This window comes from Ensifer adhaerens (assembly GCF_002007205.1).
Taxonomy (GTDB): Bacteria; Pseudomonadota; Alphaproteobacteria; order Rhizobiales; family Rhizobiaceae; genus Ensifer; species Ensifer adhaerens_D.
Window position 1 is genome coordinate 167895 of the sequence record NZ_LAZS01000011.1, and the last position, 19284, is coordinate 187178.

Sequence of the window (19284 nt, forward strand, 5' to 3'; positions counted from 1 at the left end):
TTGAAAAGTCGTCCGGGTCGTTCAGCCTGCGGCTGCGACGCCGGTATTGGATGTCTCACGCGCCCGGATGACCTTGGCGCGCGAAAGCGAGGAATTGTTCACGGAGCCATCACACCAGCCGAGGAACTCCGCAAAGGAGTTGGACCAGCCGCGGCGCGCCGCCGTTCTCAGGCAGCCTTCCATGATCGGCGCTAGCAGGTTGCGGTCGCGGGAAACCTCGGCGATGGCCTTGACCATGTCGCGCACCACCTGGGGGTCGGAGGATGCATCGATCAGGATGCCGTCCTCGCGATCGACGATCAGTTCGTCGACGGCGCCAACCGCGGTTGCGATCGGCACGCAGCCGAGCTGTTGGGCTTCGGCGATCATCAGAGGCGCCCCTTCCCAGCGCGAAGGCATGATCAGAACATCGGCCCAGCCGAGCGCCTTGATCAGGTCGCGGCTGGCAAAGACCGGTGGGCGCACGTCGACGCCCAGTTCCTTCAACCGGTCCGTCCAGGAGAACGAGGCATCCGCCAGGATTTCGCCACCGATCGCCCGCGCGTCGAACGACACGTGTGCGGCCCGCAGTTCGGCGATCGTCGCGGCCAGGCGGTCGATGCCCTTCTGCTGGTCGAGACGGCCCATGTAGAGCAGCCGCAGCCGGTCGTCCTTGCGCTCGATCCGCCGCACCTGCAGCACATCTGCAAGCACCTTCGGCGGGACGGAGAAACTCGCGCCGTTCGCCACGGCGAAGATCTTTTCCAGCGGCACGCCGAAGCTGTGCAGGTAGAACTTCAGCTGCTCCGAGCAGGTGAGAAACGCGTCGTAGCAATGCTCATGGGCGATGGCCGCAAAGGGCTGGCCGGCCGGCCGCTTGAACGGTGTGTTGTCGACGACATGCAGATAGCAGGCCGTGCGCGTGCCTTCCGAACGCAGCCGCGCGATCAGCGGATGCATCGCCATCACATGGTTGTTGATGACGAGATCGAAACCCGAGAGCTGGCCCTTCAGTGCGCCCCAGTCGACCTCATGATGGTCGGCGATGAAATCCTGGCCGAGGAACGAGCCGGAGCCGCCCCAGGCCGGAATGCCCTGGTCCCAGAAGTGGACATAGTCGAAGCTCGAATCGAACTCGTCGATGACGTCCATTCTGCTGGTGCCGAGCACGAACAGATGGGTCTCGTAGCCTGCGGCCTTGAGTTCGCGCGAGGCAGCGTAGATCACCTTCTCGGCGCCACCGAAGGAGGCATTCGGCACCAGAAGGGCTGCGGTCTTCTTGCCCGCCTCGCTATGTCCGAGCGGCAGTACCGGCGAGCCGCCGATTTCCGTGCGCAGGGCCTTGTGCAGGTCCGAGTAAGGCATGAGGCGCGCCGGACGCCAGGTCCAGCGGCGGCCCGCCGTGCGGCGAAGCGGGCTTGTCGCAATCGCATTGACGCAGTTGATCATGACCTGTTGCGGCGTGATCAGCGTCCGGCGCGGAAGTGCACGCGGGAACGGGAAACGCACATTGAGAACCGCCGAGGTCGGCCAGACCTGCTGGCTGCCGATCGAGGCAAACCAGTCGAGCGCGTTGTTGCGGATGACGTCGCGCAGGAGCGTCGTCGAAATGAAGATGAGATCCGGCTGGCCGAGGTGCTGGGCGCCGGCGTCGAGGAAGGTCGGCTCGATCTTGCGCTGCGTCGCGTCGTTGCCCAGGTGGACGAACACGACATTGGCCTTCTCGCTCAGCCGTTCCAGGTGGCAGAGCACGTTGGGCAGCATGCGCGAGCGCAGAAGCAGATCGATGGTCGCGCCGCTGCCAGCCATGACGAAGGGCGGAAAGTGCACGTTGTCCGGCTCGCCCGTGCTTGCCCAGAAGGCCGGAATGATATCATCGAGACGCAGCCGCTTCGGTTGCTTCGTCGGGTCCGTGAAGAAGGAGATCGCCGCGTCCTCGGTCCTTGCGAACAGATAGCGCGGGCATTCCTCATGCTCGAAATCGACGAGCATCGGCCGCTGGAACAGAGCCTTGTGGCGCTTTCTGAGGAAGCTCACGGATGTGGCGCGATCGCGGTTGGCTTCCTTGAAGCGGCTCTCGGCGCGCAGCCGGTATTCGAAGGTCGTGTCGTGACATGGCGTTCCGACGAAGCCGTGCTCGACGCAGGAAAGCCAGAATTCCCAATCCTCAAAACCGTTCTGCCGGTCGTCGTTGAAGCGCACGCCTTCACGGAAAACATCGATGGAGATCATCGAACCGGTGTCGCAGATGTTGTCCGTGATGCAGTGGACCAGCCGCGAATAGTGGTTGCCGTAATGCGCCCGCCAGCTCACCGAGAACGTGTCGATGTTGGTGTAGACCCAGCCCGCGCCGCTTTCCTCCAGGCGTCGATAGAGGGTCTCGATCGTGCCCGGCAGAACGCGGTTGTCCGCATCGAGGAAGTAGACAGCCTTCGCCTCAGGCAGAGTGTCGAGCACATAGTCGATCGCGCGGTTGCGCGCCCCGCCCGGGCCAGCGTTGCGCCCGAAAACCACATGGATATCGGGATGGGCCGCAGAGTAAAGCAGCAACTGGTCGAAGGTCTCCTGCCGCGGGTCGCCGTCTACCGAGACGACGATGGCGAGACGGCAGCCCTTGAGATCCGAGGCGAGCGCGGATTCGAGCGCCTCGAGCGCCAGCGCCGCGTGGCCGTAGAGCGGCATGGCAATCGCAATGAGGTCCCTTGGATCGCTATTGCTGGACATGAGACGCACCGCCCGACTGCTTGACCATCCGGAAGCCCGACACCTTGAGCCAGGAGAAATCGACGGAATCCGTCACGGCGCGGCTGAGAATCATCAGGTCCATGGGTTGGCGCACCGGCTCGTCCAGCTGGAAATTGATGTTGATCGGCTGCTCGTTGGTAACCTCGCGCCAGCCGCTGAAGAAGACCGACGGCTTGACCGATCCCTTGCGAGCGAGTTCGGCCACTTCCGAACGTGCGTTCGAGTTAGCTGGCGCGAGCAGGAAGCTGACCGCGGCCGGCGCACCCTTCGGATGATCGACGATCGCACTGGCGGAGAGCGATATGGTTCCGGGCTCGATGGCGCGGCCGATCGCACCGGCCGATACGCCGTTTGGCAGCGGATGGCAAACGACGGCGTGTTCGTGCTCGAGGTAGCGTACCGTCTGAAACTCCGGCACGACGGGCGTCACCGATACGTCGGCGATCTGGCTGAGCAGATCAACCGACAGGCGGTAATCCTCGATGAAGTGGCCATCGAGCAAGGCCGTCGGCGCGATCATGTTCGGCATGCGCGTCGGCTTCACGCCGGGCAGGCCGGTATAGACGCGGAATGCCAGCGGGCGCAGATCCAAGTCGGCGTGGCGGGTCTCGGAGCGGGCGGTGTAGTGTTCGCTGGCGATCGGATAGCCGAGCGAAAGCCCGATTACTTCGGCGCCGGCCGTCGAAACCCGCAGCCGCAGCGTCTTCGCGCCGCCGCCGCATGTGCGCGGCAGGGCAAAGAAGTTCCAGCTTGGTACGAGCTGCGAGAACGGCACGGCCCATTCGGCAACCCCCTCACCGCTCTCGACATAGCTCAGGACGACGACCAGTTCGCCACCGTCTCTCGGGACCGAATTGAAGTGGAGCGCGATACCGGCGACGCCGTGGCTTGAAACCGGCAGAAGCTGCTCGACGAAAGCGTTGGCAATCAGATGGCCGATGCCCTCGTCCTTCGGATCGACATAGGGGTCGTGGGCAAAGACTTCGGTGACCGGCTCCCAGTTGCGCGCCTGGAACGCATCTTCGAGCGCGCGATAGTTTTCGAGCAGCGTTTCCCGCTCGCGGCGCAGCAACGCAAGCTCCGAGGTGATCGCCGAAGAGAAACGCGCGAGCCGACCCACGCCGCCATCGACCAGCGCCTGAATGAGCCCGGCGCTCTCGCTGACGGCCTCGGCGCTCAGGCGCTTGATCGGAATTTCAGGGACGGTGCCAAGGGCGCGCAGCGATACGAGCCCGTCGGCCAGATCCGCCTCGCCCTCCTTTGAGAAGGCGAGCCCGATCAACGGAAATACGTTTTCGAGGGTCGCATCAGGCCGATCGCCTGCCGGAAGAAAATGAACCAGGTGCTCGATGCCACTGCCCTGGACACTTTCCCTATCGTGATCCGAGGCCAACACCAGCTTTCTCTTCGCCTGCGAATACCTCACGCCAGAAGACACCAACCCTTGCACGCGCCACCCTCGATACGACCGAATTCTCTCTGTAGTTGAATTCGCCAACTCGAAATAAATCGGCGAATTCAATGATCTAGAGAAAGCATATCAAGGATGTTTGCGCTGCACAATAAGTTATATTTGCGTTTTTCGTGAAATAATACTTCGGGTTTTGAAGTATTATGCAGATGAGACCCGTAATATTTGAGTGGATCCGGCATTTCCCATCGCCTTATCAAGCAATGTCATCTGCCTTGCCACGCAATCACCCAGACGGAACCTCTGCTCGACGGTGCGGCGGGCTGCCGCGCGCAGCTCGGTATACTTCTCCGGTTGCTGCAAGGCACCGGAGATCGCCTCCGCGAGCGCGTCCGTATCGAAGAACGGCACGAGCAGGCCATTGCGGCCGGAGCTTAAGACCTCCTGCATCGGCGCGGTGTCCGATCCGATGACGAGCGCGCCACAGGCCATGGCCTCAAGGACCGACCAGGAAAGCACGAAGGGGTAGGTCAGGTAGATATGCGCGGCCGAGATCTGGAACAACTGCCTGAGGACGCCGTGCGGCACCACTCCGGGAAACAGGAACCGGTCGGCCGGAACATCGAGCGACTGAAGCAGATGGTCTTTCCAGGAACCGCCGCCGGGCGGCGGAGCGCCATAGCTGACGCCGTCGCCACCGACGAAAACGAAGAGGGCGTCGGGATGGCGCCGCGCCACCTTGGCCGCCGCCTCCAGCGCCTGCGGAAAGCCGCGATAGGGTTCGAGATCGCGCGCGACGAAGGTCACGATCGGCGGATCTCCCGCCTTGAGCACCCGCCCGTCCGGAAGCTTCAGCGATGCCGACGCGTCGGGACGGAAAACGCGCGTGTCGATGCCCTCGTGGCAGACGGCAATGCGCGCGCGATGCTCTGCCGGATAAAGGCTTCTTTGCCAATGGGTCGGGCTGATGCCGCCATCCATCGCCTCAAGCGTCAGGAGTTGCGCCATGTTGCGCAGCCGCAGCCGCTTGCGCGTGTCCGAATCGGGGTTGTCGTCCGGTGCAAAGCCGATATCGGCTCCTTCCGCACGATAGAAGAACTCGCAATAGCCGAGCGCCGGGACATTCGGCAGCACATCCTTGACGAAGGTCATGCCGCCCCAGCCGATGTGCCCGACGATAACGTCGGGCACCTGCCCCTGGCGGGCCATGGCATCGAAGGTTTCGGCGACGCGGTGGCCGATCCGAACGTGATGGTCCGGCACACCGAGGTGCCTTGCCATCTGCGAATTGGCCTGCGGGCCCGGTTCTGCTCTGTGGCGAATGACCCGCGTGGACGGAATCCGCTGATCCACGGTTTCCGTCACGAGTGTCACTTCGTTTCCCGTCTGCGCCAAATGAGACGCGAGAGCGGCGAACTGGCAGAAGCCGCGCCGGTGTACAAATGCTACGTGCATGTTTCTAGCCTATAGCCGTTGAAAGGACAGCCTGTGCGCGGGCATCTCAGATGCCGTAGCGCGTTGCATTCCCCCAAACCAGCTCAAGCCGGTGCAGCGTTTGAAATGCGGTTTCGAGATTGCGCCGGTCCTGCTCGCCGTGGCTGAGGACACGTTCATAGGCGCCGGCCGCCTTGCGCAAGGCATCGCAGAGCTGCTTGCCCTTCTCCGAAAGCTTGATGCGGGCCGAACGCCGGTCGCGCTGCGACGCGGCCCTGTCGATGTACTCCCCGTCGCCCAACTGCTTCAGGTAGTAGGAAACGTTGGAGCCGACATAGTGGCCGCGGTCCAAAAGCTCCGCCACCGACACTTCGGCATCGCCGATCGCCAGAAGGACCATGGCCTGCGCCGGACCGATATCGTCGACGCCGAGCTTGGTCAGCTCGGCACGCAACAGGCCGGTAAAGCGCCTGCTGGCCCGCTCCATCATCCGTGCCAGCTCGAAGTAGCTGACCACGGACGCTTCGCTCTCCTGGTCAATATTGTCATGTTCAGGGGCACTTCCAACTGCGTCATCCCCGGGGCGGATGGCAACAGCGCCGCCAAAATCTGCGAACGGATAGAGAATCCTTTGATTCATCCCTCTCTCCAACTGAGCATTACTACTATATTCAAAAATTACTTCAAATTTTGAAGCAATTTTTCGCCCCCTTTACTCCCCCCGAATACGACTATCTTGAGCATTCCACCATTATTGTGTCACACTTATCACGGCAACACTGTGATTTAAGTGATAACAAACAAAATAGCTTCCTCAAGACCCCAACGAACTTATCCAGAAAATCGCCACGCGTGACAGCAAACGAGGCAATATGATTAGCAAGAACCAAATTGGGCCAAAGACGGCGCAAAATGGAGCAAACGATCCACGACTGCTTATTTTGAAAGCACGCCGCGTGTTCGTTTTGGCACTTATTTATGCAGCCCTGCTGAGTGCTTGCATCGGCATCTTGCAGCTCTCGACACCCCTCTACATGATGCAAGTTCATGACCGCGTGTTGAACAGCCAAAGCATGGACACGCTGACCATGCTGACGATTCTCGTCATCGGCGCGCTCGTGATCTACGGCGTGCTCGAATACATCAGGGCTTTGACGTTCCAGGCGATGGGTAGTGCGGTCGTGCGCTGGCTGAACCTGCCGGTGCTGACCGCCGCCGTGCAGGCGGCCGCCGATCAAGGACTGACCCGGGCGACCCAGTCGCTGCGGGACCTGGCTGAATTGCGCAGCTTCCTTACGACTTCCGCCGTGAGCGCCCCGCTTGACGCCGCCTGGTCGCCGATCTTTCTCGGGGTGCTTTTTGCGCTGCACCCGATGTTCGGCCTTCTTGGCGCCATTTCCATTGCCCTGCTCGTATGCTGTGGATTGTTGACTGACTTGCTGACTCGCCGGCTGATGAAAGAGGCCAATCAAGCCAATATCGAGGCCGTTTCGAAAATTGGTGCGAGCTTGCGCCATGCCGAGGCGATCGAAGCGATGGGCATGCTGCCGGCACTCGCCCGCCGCTGGCGCGCAGCACAACTGCATGCACTGGACGCTTTGGAAACCAGTGGCAGCCGCAGCAAGGCCATGGCCTCCATCACCCGCTCGCTGCGTTTCATGATCCAGGCGGCGGCGCTGGCAACAGGCTCTATCCTCGTGATGAAGCAGGAGATTTCGCCCGGCGCGATGATGGCGACGACCATTCTCGTCGGACGCCTGCTCGCCCCGTTTGATTCGATGATCGAGAACTGGCGCCAGTGGGTGCTCGCCATCGCCAGCTGGCGCCGCATCGAGACCGCCCTCAACCAGGATCTGGCCGTGCGCCAGACCATGCCGCAGCCGCGCACGCAGGGCGATCTTGTTGTGGATAAGCTGGTCTACGCCGCCCCTGGCCTCGACGTGCCGATCATCAAGGGCATCTCCTTCTCGCTCTCTCCCGGCGAAGTGCTCGGCATTGTCGGCCCCTCGGCGGCGGGCAAATCGACCCTTGCCCGGCTCCTCGTCGGGATTCAGAAACCGACCACCGGCGGCGTCTTCCTCGACGGCAACAATGTCTATCTTTGGGAACGTTCGTCCTTCGGCCAGATGACCGGCTACCTGCCGCAGTCCGTCTCGCTGCTCGAAGGAACCATCCGTGACAACATCTCGCGCATGGAGGAAGGCGAGCCCCACAAGGTGCTCGAGGCCGCCCGCCTTGCCGACGTGCACGACATGATCGGGCGCCTGCCGCTCGGCTACGACACCCCGGTCGGCGACGGACACCTGACGCTTTCGGGCGGCCAGCGCCAGCGCATAGCACTCGCCCGTTGCCTCTACGATCACCCTCGCCTGATCGTTCTCGACGAGCCGAACGCCAACCTCGATGCGATCGGCGAGCGCGCATTGATCCGCGCGATCGAGCGGGCGCGCAATGACGGCGCGATCGTCGTCATGATCGCACACCGGCCAACGATCATGCAGGCCGCCGACAAGCTGCTCGTTCTCGAGAACGGGCGCATCACCCAGTTTGGCCCACGCACCGATGTGGTTGCATCCATGACACCCGGCGAGCCGAGGCGGGAAGGCGTATCCGCATGACGAAGAAAGAGAATTTGCCGGCCTCGCGTGAGGCACACTCACTGGTGGCAAAGGACGACCGCTCGACCTTGCCCGCAATCCCTGAACGACCGCACCCGCTGCATGGGCTGGATACGGATGCCGAGAGCAGCGCCTCGGCGCCGCTGCGCGGCGTGGTCCTTGCGGGCATGACGACGATCCTCGTCGCCTTCGGCGGCTTTTTCGGCTGGGCCTTTTCGACCGAGCTCAGCAGTGCCTCGGTCGCGACCGGCACAATCGTGGTCGATTCGAAACGCAAGACTGTGAGCCACTTCGAAGGCGGCATCCTCGACCGCCTCCTGGTCCAGGAAGGCGACCGCGTCACACTCGGCCAGCCGCTGATCAAGCTTGCCGACACCCGCGCCCGATCCGATCTCCAGGCGCTGGAAAGCCGGCGCCTCGGCCTGATCGCAAAGCTCGCCCGCCTCAAGGCGGAGCAGACGGAATCCGCGCAGATAGATTTTCCCGACGAGCTCAAGGGTACGTCGGAAGCGGCCGCCGACGACGCAGTGAAGGCGGAGACAAACTTCTTCGAGCGGCGGCGCGAGGCGAAAGCCGGCCGCCTCGAGGTTCAGGGCAAGACCATCGAGGAGTTTTCGGAAAAAGCAAAGTCGCTCACCGAACAGATAAGGGCGACCGATCGCCAGATCGAACTGATCACCGAGCAGCGCACCGCAATCGCAACGCTGGTGGCCAAGGAGTTTGCCCAGCGCTCGAAGCTGATCGAAATCGATGCCAAGCTCAGCGAGCTTGCCGCATCACGCGGCGAGCTTGCGGGCAACAAGGCCCAGGCCGAAAAGGCGGAAGCCGGAGCGGAACTCGGTCTGACCGGTATCGAGAACGACTTCCAGTCGGAGATCGCCGGCGAAATCACCACGTCACGCCTCGAGCTTGCCGATGTGCGGCAGAAGCTCGTCGCGGCCAAGGACGTCTTGAGCCGCCTCGAAATCCGCTCGCCGCAAAGCGGGATCGTCACCAATATTCAGCTGCGAACGCCGGGCAGCGCCGTCTCGGCCGGCCAGCCATTGCTCGACATCGTGCCGGAGGACGAGCCTCTTCTCGTCGAGATGCATGTCGGCACCCGAGACATCGACAGCATCGGCATCGGTTCCAAGACGCAGATCCGGCTGACAGCCTACAACCAGCGCTCGCACCTGCCGCTCGACGGCGAGATCAGCTACGTCGCAGCCGATCAATCGGTCGATGACAAGTCGAACGTCTCCTATTACGTGGCGCGCGCCCGCATTGCACCGGCGTCGCTCACCGCCAACCCGGATATTCGCCTCTATCCCGGCATGCCGGCGGAGGTGCTGATCGTGCACAAGCCGCGCTCGGCGATCGACTACATGGTCTCGCCGATCGCCGAGAGTCTGAATCGGTCGTTCCGGGAAGACTGATCAAGAAGAGCCTGAAGCCACAAACGCCGGCGAAATTCAATTTCGCCGGCAATTTGTTTCTAATTTTGAATTTATTTCTAAGTAATACCAAAATCAATACCCCCTTAGATCTCGGGGATAATCATCAAACTGATACAAGATATACATCGTAGGTAGAAGATAATAATACAGTGCATCTGATTTTATTTCTTTTTTGCTGTTGCCATATGTTTTTTTGCAGTGCAATGTCGCCGCGCTCGCCACCGGTTTGAGACCGGGGATGAGCGCAAGCAACAACCAAGATGACGTAAGCAACAACTAAGAGGAGTAGCATATGGCCACGTTGGAAGGCGGCGCGTATGATGACGCCCTTTTTGGCTCGCGCTTCGACGACTTCATCCATGCCCGCGGTGGCGATGACTTCGTGAACGGAGGCAATGGCGACGACACCATTTTCGGTGACGAAGGTGATGACATGCTGTTCGGCGGAAACGGGAACGATACCCTGTTCGGCGGCTGGGGCAGCGATGTAATCCATGGCGACAACGGGAATGATATCCTGTTCGGCGGCCATGGCGACGACCTGCTCTACGGCGACAAGGGGAATGACATCCTCATGGGCGGCGACGGCAGCGATCTGCTGATGGGCGGCAAGGGCAGCGACATCCTGTTCGGTGGTGCCGGCAACGACATCATCAACGGCGGTCAGGGCGATGACCTGATGACCGGCGGCGAAGGCAGCGACGTGTTCGTGTTCGACGGTGGTGGCGGCAACGACGTCATCCTCGACTTCACGCCCGGCGAAGACCTGCTGCAGATCTCGAAGGACATCAACGGTCTCGACATTTCTTCTCCGGAAGATCTGGCATCGCGCGTCACCCAGGTTGGTGGCAATGTCGTGATCGACTTCGGCCATGGCGATACGCTGACGCTCGTCAATGCGGACGCCGACGATATCCAGGCCAACCCGAACCACTACTTCACGATCCATTGAGATTGACCGGCGCGCCCCACTTCCTCCCGTGGGGCGCCCTCCCTTCTGTCTTCCAGGAGTAGCGCGTGACGGCAGACGACCGTATCAGGAGCTTCGGCCTCGACTTCACAAGCGCCGCGGCATTCAGGCTCGGCTTCGACGTTGCTGTGCTGATCTGGGACGCCCCGTCCGAACTCTCGCCAAAAACCAAATACGCGCTTGCCGCGTCGCGGTCGCTCGTACCGCTCGTCAGCATGGCGCTTCCCCGCAGCCAAGGCGGCGGCCAAAGGATCTTCTGGGCGATGCGCCCCGGAAATGAGCGCGAGCTCGCCGAAATCGCCGCGGACGGAGAGGTCCTGCAGACGGTGGTTCTGGAACCGACACCCAGGCTCCCCTTCCTCGATCTCGCGGCCCAACTTTCCGATCTTCAGCCCGAAGGTCGCCTCAAGTTTCTCAACAACCTGCTGACGGTTTGGCGAAGCGCGTTTCGCCTGTCTCGCGACGAGTTCTTCATCGGCCTTGTCGATGACGTGATCCACGCCCTGAACCTTGGGCAACGCCCCGCGACCATTGCCTGTCGGCTCGCGCATGGGCGCTATCTGGCAGAGACGACCGTCAATGCCGAACTTGGCGAAATCAGCGCGATCTACGCCCTCAGCGCCGAGGCGGTTCTGCCGTTGCCGCAGCAATTTGCCGTGACGGGCCGTGCGGAGCGCGGCCAACGTCGCTGCAATTTCATTCTTGAGACGCCCCGCGCGCCTCAGGCCCTCTCGCTCATCATCATGGGAAAGCGCGGGATTGCCGTGCGTGAGCTTTCGCCTCGCGGCTCCCGGTATCCAAGCCTTCAGCAATGGTGGCCCGAGCATGGTGCAGCACCGGGTCTGCGCGAATTCGTCGTGCGCTCCCTGAGCGAGCTTCCCGAAAGCGGTACGGCCCTTGCGATCGACCTGCAGCTTCGCTCCGCCCTGCCGGCAAAACAGGCGGGCAAGTCCCCGCTCCATCCGGGCGCCGAGATCGATCTTGCGCTTGCGATGTCGGATGGCCTGCTCGTCGGCGGCTGGACGCGGGACGCAACCGGCGTCCTTGCCGGGATCGACTATCTGCAGGAAGACGGCACGGCCTTGCCGCTCGACGGCAACTGGTATGAGTTTCCGGGCTGGGCCCGCGGCGCAGAAGAAGGCTCGAAGACCGACGTGACCGGCTTTGTCAGCTGGCTGCCGATGCGCGAACCGCTTGGGGCCCTCCTCCAGCCGCGCTTCCAGATGCGGCTTGCGTCGGGGGCGGTCAAGCCGCTGGTACCGAAGCCGCAACCCTTCGACCCTGCAACGCAGCGCAATCGCATCCTGCGCGCCGTCCCGCCGCAGCACGCCAACGATCAGGCGTTCCGCACGATCCTCGCGCCGGCGCTCAAGGATGTGGAGCAGAGACTGGGCAAGACGATCCGGGTCGAGCAGACCAAGGACTTCGGCCCGATAATGGCCGCGCCTCTCGTCTCGATCGTCGTTCCGCTCTACCGCGTGCTCGATTTCCTGCGGTTCCAGCTGTCCGGTCTTGCGACCGATCCCTTCGTCGCGGCCAATGCCGAGATCATCTACGTGCTCGATTCCCCCGAGATCCATGATGAGACGGAGCATCTGCTCGGCGGCTTCCATCTGCTTCACGGTCTTTCGATGAAGCTCGTGGTGATGAACCGCAATGGCGGCTATGCCCGCGCCTGCAACGCCGGCGCACGCTTTGCCCGCGGTTCCGTCATCGTCATGCTCAACTCGGACGTCGTCCCTTGCGGGCCCGGCTGGCTGGAAAAGCTCGCGCGGCCGGTGCTGAAGGAAAAGTCGATCGGCGCCATCGGGCCGAAGCTCCTGTTCGAGGACGGCTCGCTGCAGCATGCAGGCCTTTATTTCGGCCGCAACAAGCAGGACATCTGGCTCAATCACCATTTCTACAAGGGCATGCCGGGCGCCTATGCGCCGGCGCAGGAAATGCGCAGCGTGCCCGGCGTGACCGGCGCCTGCCAGGTGATGCGCCGGGAGGTGTGGGACCTCGTCGGCGGTTATGCCGAGGACTTCGTGATCGGCGACTACGAGGACAGCGATCTCTGCCTCAAGATCCGCCGAGCCGGTTTCGACATCATCTATGAGCCGGCCGCCTGTCTTTATCATCTCGAGCGGCGGTCGATCAGCCGCAGCCAGGATTACACGCGCGGCGTCGCCAGCCAGTACAATGCATGGCTGCACACCGAACGCTGGAACCAGGACATCACTGAACTGATGCCATCCTACCTCGGCGCCGAAGAGGCGGCAGCGCCGAGCACCCGCAAGCCTGCCGCCAGGAGCGCCGCATGAACCAGCCCGCACTTCGTCACGCAGACAACCTGCAGATGGCCTGGCAACAGAACGACGACCGTATCGAAGGCATGCTTCAGACGGTGCTCGCCAATCGTTTCCTGCCGCAGCCGGACAAGGACAGCGTCTTCGTCGGAGATGGCAATTACCGGGCCGTCGGCGCGGAATTCCTCGGCCACTTCATCCGCATGGGTGGACTGCAGCCGGCAAGCAGCGTGCTCGATATCGGCAGCGGCATCGGCCGCATGGCGGTTCCGCTCACCCAGTATCTCGATAGCGACCACGGGCGCTATGTCGGCATCGACCCGGTGGAAGGCGGCGTCACCTGGTGCCGTCAATCGGTCACGCCTGTCTATCCAAACTTCACCTTCCAGCACGTGGACATCGCCAACGAACTCTACAATCCCGCAGGCAGGATCAACGGCAAGGCGCTGAAGCTGCCCTATCCGGACCGCCAGTTCGACTTCGCCATCATGACGTCGATCGTTACCCATCTGCCGCCGGACGAAGTGCTCGTCTATTTCAGCGAGATCAACCGGATGCTGAAGCCTGGCGGACGGCTCTTCGTCACGGCTTTCGTGGTCGACGCCATCGCCGCCAAGGACGAACACGGCCGACGGGATCAGCGCCTTGCCTTCAACCGCAGCGGCGACGGCCCCTGCTGGTTCGTGCCCGGCCTGCCGCCGCTGGCGGCCGTCGGCTTCGACGACGGTTTCCTCGACAGGGCATTGGAGCGGGCAGGCTTTACGACGGTTCTGAAATCGCTCGGTCACTGGCGGGGACAGAGCGCCGGTCACTATCAGGATGTCTTCGTCGCCGAGCGCCGGAGTGTGGGCGGATGAAGAAGCGCATCCTGGTTGCCGCGCACAATCATCCCGCACTCCATCCAGGGGGCACCGAAATCTTCGCGCACGACCTCTTCCGCGCCTATCAGCGGGCCGGTCACGAAGTTCTGTTTCTTGGCGCCACCAACCAGACCCACCGCCAGGTGCGGCCGGGCACCAGCTTTCAGGCGATCGGTCCTGAGGGCGACGAGGTGCTGTTGTGGTCCGGCCATTTCGATCGCTTCTTCATGAGCCAGATCGACCTTTATGGCGTCGTGCCAGACCTCACCGAGCTCCTGCGCGATTTCCGGCCGGATGTGGTTCATATCCACCATCTGCTGCTGCTCGGCGCCGAGTTTCCGCACATCGTCCGCCGCACCTTGCCCGACTGCCGGATCGTGATGACGCTGCACGACTACTACCCGCTTTGCCATCACGACGGGTTGATGGTGCGCACCAGCGGCAAGGAACTTTGTCACAAATCGAGCCCCGACCGTTGCCACAGCTGCTTCAAGGACATTCCGCTCGATCGTTTCGTGCTGCGCGAAGAGCATCTGAAGGCGTTGCTCAGAACCGTCGATCGTTTCATCTCGCCGAGCCAGTTCTTGAGGCAGCGCTTCATCGACTGGGGTCTTGACGGCGACCAGATCGACGTGATTGCCAACGGGCTACCACCGCGAGACGCGCCATCGCGCAAGGGCCAGCCGGAAAACGATCGGCCGGTCTTCGGCTATTTCGGCAACCTCAATCCCTGGAAGGGCACTTCCGTCCTGCTGGAAGCTGCGCGGCAACTGATCGACGAGGGCCTGCGCTTTGAGCTTCGGGTCCACGGGGGCGCTCCCTTCCAGGCCGACAGTTTCAAGGACGAAATCGCCCGGCTTTTCAAGAAGACGGCGCCTTCCGTCCAGCAACGCGGCGCCTACAGGCGGGAAGATATCGCCGAACTCATCGCCGCGGTCGATTGCACCATCGTGCCTTCGATCTGGTGGGAGAACGCGCCGCTGGTCATCGGCGAGGCGCAGTCGCAGCGAAAGCCCGTTATCGCCAGCAATATCGGCGGGATGGCCGAAATGGTCCAGGATGGCGTCAACGGCATCACCGTTTCGCCCAACGATCCGCGTGCGCTTGCCGCCGCCATGCGGCGCATCGCGGAAAACCCGGATCTTCGCCGCCGTCTTTCGGCAAATGCCCGCAAGCCCAATGATATCGACACCACGGCCCGGCGCTATCTTGCGCTCATCGACGCGATCGAGCCCAGAGAAACCGCCGCGGCCTAGAGGAATGACCATGTCTGTAGCAGCCGACAAACCAGACGTCGCACCGGAACAAAACAATGCAAAGCCGCTGAAGGGACGCGTGGACGCGATCGACCAGGGCCGCGTCTTCGGCTGGGCGTTCGATCCGGAGACCCCCGAAAAGAGGCTGGCCATCCGCGTGCTTCTCGACGGCAAGGTGATCGCCGAGGCGCTCGCCGACCGCAACCGGCCAGATCTGAAACGCAACGGCATCGGCGACGGCAACCACGCCTTCGAGATCGCATTGCCTGAAATGGCCAATGCGCGCGCCGGCGAACTCGTCGTGCTTGCGGCGACCGACAAGGGCGGCGAACTGCCGCTTCGTGTCCCAAAGCCCGACGAACAGGCCGCCGAAGCCCTGATCGCCGCGCCGCTTGCAAAAGTGCTCGACAAGCTCGACGTGCTGATGGCGGCGCAGCGGCAGTTGCAGGTTTCTCAACGCTCCGCCTTGCGGTCGAAGGTGGATGGCGCCGAGGACGACGACATTCCCGGACTTGCTGCAATCAGCGAAGACGTCGCGAGCCTGCGAGGAGAAATCACCCAGCGACTGACCGATCTCGACGTCCACCTGATGCGGCTCGATGGCGTGGTCGCCGGCATGGAAAAGAGCCTCAACGCGCTCAAGCAACGTTCGAACGGCGATCTGAAGCCGGCGTTTCTGCTTCTCTTCGTCCTTGCGGGCTTTGCCGCGGGCGCGATTCTTTCCGTCTTCCTCCGGGCCTGAGGCGTAACTCATGCCCAGTTCGGAACTCAGCCTTTCTTCAAGCCCGGCACCGCTTGGCCGCATCGCGCGCAGTGGACGGATCATCGCCTGCGTGATCGACGAAACACTGCTGCTTTTGATCGGCACCGGTGGACCAATGACAGATCAGTTGCCGGTCGAGATCGATGAAGATCCGTCGAGCCAGGTGACAGCGTCGGTCGCCGGCTGGCGGCTGCCGGCACCCCAGTCTTCCGCCACCCATGGTTTTGCCGCGCTGTTGCCGGTCGAAAGCTCCGAACGCCTGCCGACGACCCTGCGCTTCGGCAGGGATGGCAACGGCAAGCGCTACATCGTTGCACCACGCGCCGCCTCGATCGCTGAAGTCACGGCGATGCTCAAGGATTTCGCCGGTCCGCAACTCGTGCATGTCCTCGGCCGCCTGGTGGACGTGCTGATCAAGCCACCGCATGGCGAGCAGCGGCTCCCGGCTATCACGACCCTGCTCAAGGCAGGCGCTGCGAGCGACGGATACATCGAGCTCCTTGGCGAGGGCCATGACGGTAACATCGCGCTCAAGGGATGGGCGCACGACCTGCCGGCCGGCATCTGCCGCGCCATCATCCGCAGTGACGAGACCTTCCTCGCTGACTGCAATGTCGCCGTTTTCCCGCGAAACGACGCGCCTGAAGGTTCGGCCGGCTTTGTCGGCCTCTTGTCGGCAACCGATCTGCCGCGGGCCCGCGACATCAAGGGTATTTTCTATCGCGGCCGCGGCGCCTGGCGCTATGCCGGGCTCCACGAACGCAGGGTCGTTACCGGTCCGCTCGACACACCCGGTCATATCCGCGCGATGCTGCTTCAGAGCCAGGGCTCGCCGCAGGTCATGCTTCGCTTGCGCGAGGCGGCCAACGGCTATGACGGCACCGAGACGATCTCGAGCCTTCCGGTTCCCGTTCGCCTCGGCGTGGATGCCCTCTACCAGGGCGACGATGGCGCCTTTCTGATCTCGGGCTGGCTCTTGGATGCGGATGGACATGTTGAAAGCGTGCGGCTTTGCCGACAGGGCGGCCGGGCACGGCTGGACGGAGGCTGGACCCGGACCGAACGGTCCGACGTGGAGGAGGCCTTCGTCGATCGCCCGGAATTCAAGAGCGCAATTTCCGGTCATCGCCGCTCCCATGGTTTTGTCGGTCTTGTCGAGACGCTGGGTGGGGAGCCGGAAGGGCCCGTTCATCTCGAACTCACCCTTCGCGACTCCCGGCGCGCCTATATGCCACTCTTCCCGGTGCGATTGCCGGCGCGCACTGCCGCCCTGCGGCTGCTTGCCTCGGTCGACCCGACAAGCTGGGCCCTGCCCGATATCCTCGACCGTCAGATCGTCCCGTTCCTGACGACTGCAGGCAGCAGCGCGCCAACGATCGAGACCGTCGTCGACATGGGCCCATTCGACCAGGCCGAGGGCACTGCCATCCTGCTTGTCGCCGGAGAGGCGGAAGCGGATTTCGCGGCGCTCCTGGGGCTGTTGGCGCTCGACCCGCAGACGCGCCGGGCGCCGATCGCGCTTGTGCTGCAGGCCGAACGGTTCCGAAGGCACGCGGTCCATATCCGTCAACTCTCGGAATTCTACCGGTTGCCGCTGCGGCTCGTGTCTGTCGAGGGGGCCGGCGATGCGTGCGACATGGCGCAAGCGGCTGCTGAGAGCGTGAACGGCAGCGCCGTCATCCTGCTTTCCGCGTCCCTGACGCCGGCCAATACCGGGTGGTACCAGGCGCTCGTTACCGCTTACGAGGCAAAAGAGGGAAGCATCATTTCGCCGACCCTTGCCTACGAGGATCATTCGATCCGCTGGGCCGGCAGCACGTCGCTCGACCGTCCCGATCATCTGCAATCGAGCCGATACGCCGGCTATCCGGTCGGCGCCGTCAACCGCCTGAAGCTGACACGGGTCGCAGCCGCATCGCTCGATTGCTGCATCATGCCGCGCGAAGCGCTGATGGAGGACGCGGGCTCGTCGCCGATCTATCTCGGCGCATCGCTGAAGGGCCTCGATCTCGCCCTTCGCCTGAGCGGCAAGGGCTACGAAGCCTACTGGCTTCCTTCGCTGCAGATGGTCGGATCGGACGAGGTGCCCGAAGCGGGCTCTGCCGCCACCGCGCGCTTCGTCGAACGTGTCGATCGGACGCTGTTTCGTGCCCGATGGATGCCCGCCTCCGAAACCGCCAAGACATTCTTCGAAGAGGCTGGCGTATGAGCGAAAAACTCCGCGTACTTGTGGTCTCCCATGGCCACCCGACCCACTCCCTTGGCGGGGCGGAAATTGCCTCGCACGGTCTTCACAAGGCGCTGAACGGCCTGTCGGGCGTGGAATCGATCTACCTCGCGCGCGTCGGCAATCCTGTCCCACGCCACGGCGCCTCCGCGCTGATGAGCCTGCGGCTTGCCATGGATGAAGTGCTTTACCACGCCGAAGACTTCGACCATTTCTTCCTGTCGAACGGCGATACGGAAGCGATCCGCCGCGACCTCCTGCGCTTCGTAGGCGACATCAAGCCGGACATCGTTCACTTCCATCATATCCTCGGCTTCGGCCTGGAGGCGCTCTATGCAGTTCGCGACGCCCTGCCCAAGGCGCGTATCGTCGTGACGTTCCATGAGTATCTGTCGATCTGCCACAACCACGGCCAGATGGTGAAACGCCCTTCGGGCCAGCTTTGCAACGGCGCCTCGCCGATCAGCTGCCACACGTGTTTCCCGGAAATCCCGGTGTCGCGGTTCGTTCGCCGCGAGCAGTTCGTGCGCGGCATGCTCAATCTCGCCGACGCCTTCATCGCGCCGAGCGCCTTTCTCGCCAACCGCTATGTCGAGTGGGGGCTGGAGGCCGAAAGGATCTTCGTCATCGAGAACGGCATCGTCATGGGCGACAAGGCGCCGGCCCGCGAATTGCCGTCGCCGACGTCCCGGCGCAATCGCTTCGCCTATTTCGGACAGATGACGCCGTTCAAGGGCGTTCACGTGCTGATCGACGCGGTATCGCGCGTGCCCGACGACATCTGGGGGGACGATTCCTCGCTGATGATCTTCGGCGGCAACCTCGAGCGGCAGCCGAAAGACTATCAGGAGAAGGTGGCGAAACTGATCGAGGACGCCGGTCGCCGCGTCCGCTTCTACGGCGCCTACCAGAACCTGGACATGCCGCGGCTGATGCGCTCGGTCGACTGGGTGGTGATGCCCTCGGTCTGGTGGGAAAATTCCCCCGTCGTCATCCAGGAGGCATTGCATCACGGCCGGCCGATCCTGTGCTCGGATATCGGCGGCATGGCCGAGAAGGTTCGCGACCGGCTGGATGGCTATCACTTCCGCGCCGGCAGCGCCCAGGATCTGGCCGACCGCCTGATCGACGTCTTGGCCGCCCCGCGCGCATGGGACAATCTGCGCGCGACGCTCCGGCGGCCGACGAGCCATGTCGATTGCGCGCGGGAGCATGTGGCGCTCTACCGCAAGATGCTCAAGGGCGCGCAGGAGGCCCTGCCGAGTGCGGCAGTGGCCTGAGGTAGAGCCTAAGCCAT

Annotated in this window: 13 protein-coding genes; 9 read left to right on the forward strand and 4 right to left on the reverse strand. The window is 63.0% G+C overall.

Annotation, left to right across the window (positions count from 1 at the left end; genetic code table 11):
* Window positions 1-21: 21 nt before the first annotated feature.
* From XB14_RS24410 to XB14_RS24425, 4 genes are all read right to left on the reverse strand, one after another.
* On the reverse strand, window positions 22-2703 hold the full coding sequence (locus tag XB14_RS24410; protein ID WP_077965181.1) for a glycosyltransferase: 2682 nt from the start codon (window positions 2701-2703) through the stop codon (window positions 22-24).
* Window positions 2690-4162, reverse strand: coding sequence for a DUF6212 domain-containing protein (locus XB14_RS24415; RefSeq protein ID WP_179119653.1), 1473 nt, complete (start codon window positions 4160-4162; stop codon window positions 2690-2692). Before XB14_RS24415 ends, XB14_RS24410 begins: the two co-directional genes overlap by 14 nt.
* Window positions 4163-4336: 174 nt before the next feature.
* Window positions 4337-5590, reverse strand: a complete 1254-nt coding sequence (locus tag XB14_RS24420) for a glycosyltransferase family 4 protein (protein ID WP_077965185.1) — start codon at window positions 5588-5590, stop codon at window positions 4337-4339.
* 46 nt (window positions 5591-5636) lie between these two features.
* Complete coding sequence (locus XB14_RS24425) at window positions 5637-6209, reverse strand: MarR family transcriptional regulator (RefSeq protein WP_077965187.1); 573 nt, start codon at window positions 6207-6209, stop codon at window positions 5637-5639.
* 232 nt (window positions 6210-6441) lie between these two features.
* Here XB14_RS24425 and XB14_RS24430 point away from each other — a divergent pair, with 232 nt between their 5' ends.
* From XB14_RS24430 to XB14_RS24470, 9 genes are all read left to right on the forward strand, one after another.
* Entirely contained in the window at window positions 6442-8187 is a 1746-nt protein-coding gene (locus tag XB14_RS24430; RefSeq protein WP_077965189.1) for a type I secretion system permease/ATPase, read from the forward strand.
* Window positions 8184-9602 carry an HlyD family type I secretion periplasmic adaptor subunit gene (locus tag XB14_RS24435; RefSeq protein WP_077965191.1) on the forward strand — a complete coding sequence of 473 codons (1419 nt, stop codon included), beginning with the start codon at window positions 8184-8186 and terminating at the stop codon, window positions 9600-9602. The genes XB14_RS24430 and XB14_RS24435 overlap by 4 nt, the downstream gene beginning before the upstream one ends.
* Before the next feature lie 313 nt (window positions 9603-9915).
* The gene (locus tag XB14_RS24440; RefSeq protein ID WP_077965193.1) at window positions 9916-10575 is read left to right on the forward strand and encodes a calcium-binding protein; all 660 of its coding nucleotides are present in this window, start codon (window positions 9916-9918) and stop codon (window positions 10573-10575) included.
* A gap of 65 nt (window positions 10576-10640) precedes the next feature.
* Window positions 10641-12896, forward strand: a complete 2256-nt coding sequence (locus XB14_RS24445) for a glycosyltransferase family 2 protein (protein ID WP_077965195.1) — start codon at window positions 10641-10643, stop codon at window positions 12894-12896.
* Entirely contained in the window at window positions 12893-13738 is an 846-nt protein-coding gene (locus XB14_RS24450) for a class I SAM-dependent methyltransferase (RefSeq protein ID WP_077965197.1), read from the forward strand. The genes XB14_RS24445 and XB14_RS24450 overlap by 4 nt, the downstream gene beginning before the upstream one ends.
* Window positions 13735-14997, forward strand: a complete 1263-nt coding sequence (locus XB14_RS24455) for a glycosyltransferase family 4 protein (RefSeq protein ID WP_077965199.1) — start codon at window positions 13735-13737, stop codon at window positions 14995-14997. The genes XB14_RS24450 and XB14_RS24455 overlap by 4 nt, the downstream gene beginning before the upstream one ends.
* Before the next feature lie 10 nt (window positions 14998-15007).
* Window positions 15008-15739, forward strand: coding sequence for a hypothetical protein (locus XB14_RS24460; protein ID WP_077965441.1), 732 nt, complete (start codon window positions 15008-15010; stop codon window positions 15737-15739).
* Between the two features lie 10 nt (window positions 15740-15749).
* Window positions 15750-17969, forward strand: a complete 2220-nt coding sequence (locus XB14_RS24465) for a hypothetical protein (RefSeq protein WP_077965201.1) — start codon at window positions 15750-15752, stop codon at window positions 17967-17969.
* A complete protein-coding gene (locus tag XB14_RS24470; protein ID WP_077965203.1) occupies window positions 17966-19267 on the forward strand; it encodes a glycosyltransferase family 4 protein in 1302 nt (433 codons plus the stop codon). Before XB14_RS24465 ends, XB14_RS24470 begins: the two co-directional genes overlap by 4 nt.
* Window positions 19268-19284: the final 17 nt, after the last annotated feature.